The sequence below is a fragment of the Paenibacillus sp. AR247 genome (genome assembly GCF_002968895.1).
Taxonomy (GTDB): Bacteria; Bacillota; Bacilli; order Paenibacillales; family Paenibacillaceae; genus Paenibacillus_AQ; species Paenibacillus_AQ favisporus.
On the sequence record NZ_PCZT01000021.1, the window covers coordinates 70,339 to 72,653 of the forward strand.

Consider the following 2,315-nt stretch of genomic DNA (forward strand, 5'->3'; position numbering starts at 1 on the left):
CATCCTACCATTATCAGCCACAGAGACACAATCGCCTAACGGTGCATGCCGCGGAGAAAACTCCGGATCCCAAGCCTTCCTCCTGTGCAGGACTCAAGCAAGGCGTCCAAGGGATAGGTACCGACCCAGGTATGGATGCTCAGGCCGGGGAAAAGAGATCGATTAAGATCGGCTAAAAACTTCGGATCGGGCGGTATTTCTAACGATGCAAAATTTTTGACGATGCAAAGGATGTAAAGCAAAAAGGCAGCCTGTTCAGGCTGCCACTTGGAAGTTACTCCTGGTCTGCAAGTATGTCCTGTGCTAATCCGGTTCTCTCTCCGAATGCTGTACCGAATCACCGTTTTCTGCACTTTGCCGCTCCGAGTCACCGGTTCCCGCATCCTCCTGCTCCGCACACGGGAAGCATTTCAACGACTGGTCCTCCAGCACCACGCCATTCAAAAAACCGTTCTCGCAATAAATGTCCCTGCCGCAATCGCGGCATTGGCCGATCCATTCGCGCATAGGGCAATCCCTCCTGACCCCGCGGATTCTAACCGCGGCTGGTGTAATCCGTCTTTTCCAAGTGGAACTAAGATCAGGTTACCTCGTTTGGAGTCCTTCACGCAACGGATATGCTGTGGATATATTGTTGATTGATATATTGTTGATTTGCTGTGGATATGATGTGGATATGTTGTGAAACGCCTCGGATGTGCGGAAGATTTGGCATCTACGATCCCGAAATCCCCTTGTTTTCGCGACGTACGGCCGGCCGCTCGCCTGTATTACTACGTCTGCCTTCTCTTCTGTACGATTTCCTTTTTACATCGTCTGCCCTGCATCCACCGTAATGACCTGCCCGGTCAGCGAATCCTGTTCGACCACGGCGCAGATCATATGGGCGATATCTTCGGGCGAAGAAATCCGGTTCAGCAGCAAGGAGCCTGCCAGCTGCTCCATCTGCTGCTCGCGCCCGGCCCACCATCGGGTGGCCACTGCCCCCGGAGCGACACTGCTCACGCGAATCTCCGGGGCAAGCGCCCGGGCGAGCGAGCGGGTCAGTCCATGCACCGCGGCCTTGGACACGGCATACGGCAGCGAAGAGCCGCTGCCCGTAATGCCGGCGATGCTCCCCAGGTTGACGATAACGCCTTGTTTTTGCTTTTTCATCTCGGCAGCTGCCGCCCTGGCGCAGTAGAACATCCCTTTCACGTTGACCTGGTAGAGCTCATCCCACGCCTCGTCGTTCACGGATTCCAGGTCATTCATGGCAATATACCGGGTAATGCTGGCGTTATTAATCAAAATATCGACCGAACCGAACTCCCTGGCGGCTCTGCCTACCATCGCCTGAACCTCTGCCTCTTTAGCTACATTTGCTTGGACCGCAACGGCTGTGCCGCCGCCCTCTTGAATGGTCCGCACCGTTTCCTCCGCGTCTTCCCGCGACCGGGAGTAATTGACGACCACACGGGCTCCCCGCTTCGCCAGCTCGATTGACACCGCTTTTCCAATCCCTGTTCCCCCGCCTGTGACAATCGCTGTTTTATGCTGAATGTTCATGTGATCAGCTCTCCTTTCAAATTCCTTAATTGGGTCAGAAATTCATTGTTGTCTTTCCGAAATCCAATCACGGGACCATCTGTGCGATGCCGTTGCCAAACGACCAGTTTTCCGCCGTATTTTCCGTTAAAATGATCATGACGTCCTGCGGCCGGATGCCCGCCGATTGCTGCAGCCTTTCCGCGATGTCGGCATACAGCGCCTTTTTCTTCGCGAGCGTCCGCCCCTGCTTCAGCGTAATCTGTATAAATATCTGTCCATCGGACCGTTCAACGTTTAAGTAACTGCGGTCGTACAGCAGCTCCCCTGCCCCATGCCGGGTAATAACCTGAAAATAGTCGTCTTCCGGGACGTCGATCGTGTCCACCATCGCTTGATGAATGGAGCGGCTGATAACAGCCAGTTCTTCTTCCGAGGGCCCCTGCCCCACATCTATCCGCACAAATGGCATGTTCCATAACCTCCTGTAGCTTCCGTTTTCTTTCTGCCGGCAATCATATTGTAATCCCGGGGATCATATTTGTATAATTGAATTAAATAAACGACCAATTCAAAAACATTGAACCATACAGCAGGAGGCAAACATATCATGGACCTGAAAGCTGGTCAAAAACCTTTCACCGGATCGTCGCCCCTTTGGCGGCTTTAACCGGGCCGCCGAAGAACTGAATTACGCCCAGTCCACCGTCACGATGCAAATTCAGAAGCTCGAGTCAGAGCTCGGCGTCCGGTTGATCGAACGGGGGCAAAAACCTTTCAGCTCACCG

The 2,315-nt window shown here is 53.7% G+C and carries 3 protein-coding genes and 1 pseudogene; 1 reads left to right on the forward strand and 3 read right to left on the reverse strand.

Going from position 1 to position 2,315, the window contains the following annotated elements:
- Positions 1–303: 303 nt before the first annotated feature.
- The 3 genes from CPT76_RS28770 to CPT76_RS28780 form a co-directional block, all read right to left on the reverse strand.
- Positions 304–507 (reverse strand): hypothetical protein, encoded by a 204-nt coding sequence (locus CPT76_RS28770; RefSeq protein WP_105445320.1) that lies wholly within the window; start codon positions 505–507, stop codon positions 304–306.
- A 300-nt stretch (positions 508–807) separates the two neighbouring features.
- Positions 808–1,548, reverse strand: a complete 741-nt coding sequence (locus CPT76_RS28775) for an SDR family NAD(P)-dependent oxidoreductase (protein ID WP_105445321.1) — start codon at positions 1,546–1,548, stop codon at positions 808–810.
- Between the two features lie 67 nt (positions 1,549–1,615).
- Positions 1,616–1,999, reverse strand: coding sequence for a tautomerase family protein (locus CPT76_RS28780; RefSeq protein WP_105445322.1), 384 nt, complete (start codon positions 1,997–1,999; stop codon positions 1,616–1,618).
- Positions 2,000–2,137: 138 nt separating this feature from the next.
- Here CPT76_RS28780 and CPT76_RS28785 point away from each other — a divergent pair.
- Positions 2,138–2,315: pseudogene (locus CPT76_RS28785) on the forward strand (LysR family transcriptional regulator); the annotation flags it as partial.